Annotated in this window: 1 protein-coding gene; it reads left to right on the plus strand. The window is 66.4% G+C overall.

The features are described 5' to 3' along the window. On the plus strand, nt 1–1,248 hold a 1,248-nt coding region (locus tag IC50_RS15895; protein WP_035706324.1), incomplete at its 5' end, for an amidase. Nucleotides 1,249–1,379 lie beyond the last annotated feature (131 nt).

The raw sequence follows: 1,379 nt of genomic DNA on the forward strand, positions 1-1,379 counted from the left end.
GTGACCTTGAAGGAACCGTTCAACGTCGCGGGCTTGCCGACAACCTGGGGCTTTCCGCATTTCAGGGATTTTCAACCCGCCGACGATGCCCTCGTCGTCTCCCGGCTGAAAGCGGCGGGCGCCGTCATCATCGGCAAGACCAACATCCCGATCGGGCTCAGGGATTTCCAGAGCTACAACGAGATCTACGGGGTGACGAACAACCCGTGGGATCTCGGCCGCTCGCCCGGCGGCTCCTCGGGTGGATGCGGAGCGGCGCTGGCCGCAGGGTTCGGTCCGCTCTCGATCGGCTCGGATATCGGCGGCTCGATCCGGGTACCCTCGCATTTCTGCGGCGTGTTCGGACACAAGCCGAGCCTCGGCCTCGTCCCGCTGCGCGGATATAGCCTGCCGCCGGCATCGCCCGTCCCAGGCCACGGCGATCTCGCTGTCATCGGGCCGATGGCACGCACTGCCGCGGACCTCGCTCTGTCGCTCTACGTGATTGCCGGCCCTGACGAGGCGCGCGACGGGATCGGCTATCGCCTGGCGCTGCCCGCGCCTCGTCATGACCAACTCAGGGATTTCAGGATTCTCGTGATCGACACGCACCCGCTGATGCCGACCGGAGATGCCGTGCGCTCGGCGATCGGGCGGTTGGCGGAACGGCTCGAACAATCGGGCGCGCGGGTCGCACGTTCGAGCACATCGTTGCCGGATCTTGCCGCGTCCGCCCGGCTTTATATGAAGCTGTTGAACGCCGCGCGAAGTCCGCGCCTGACACCGGCCGCGCTCGCAGAGGCGCAAGGAGTTGCTGCGTCACTCGCGCCCGACGACCGCAGCCTGCAGGCCGAGCGCGCCCGCGGCTGGGGTCTGATCCATCGCGAATGGCTCGCGACCGATGCAGCGCGGCTGCAGCTGCAACAAAAATGGTATCAGTTCTTCCGCGAATTCGATGCCGTGATCTACCCGGTCGCCGCCGTGCCGGCCTTTCCGCAGGACCAGTCGGAGCCGTTCGACGCGCGGCAACTCGACATCGATGGCAAGCACTACAACTATTCCGACGCCTGCTTCATCTGGGCCGACCCTGCCTCGACCTGCGGACTTCCTGCAACCGCCGTTCCGATTGAGCGCACGCCTGAGGGCCTGCCGGTCGGCGTCCAGATCATCGGGCCGTATCTGGAGGACCGTACGACGATTGCGTTGGCCGGGCTGATTGAACACGAGTTCGGCGGCTTTGTGCCGCCGCCGGGGCTAGCTGCAAAGTGATCCGCGCCCAGGCCGGCCAGGCCGCGCACCATTAAGCGGCTGGCCGCCTGATGTCGGCTCAAGCCTCGACAGCGACGGAGAAGCAGCATCCTCCGATGTCGCTGAAGGGCCAGTGGACTAAACCGCTCGCG

Source organism: Bradyrhizobium genomosp. I (2014) (assembly GCF_000261685.1).
Lineage (GTDB): Bacteria > Pseudomonadota > Alphaproteobacteria > Rhizobiales > Xanthobacteraceae > Bradyrhizobium.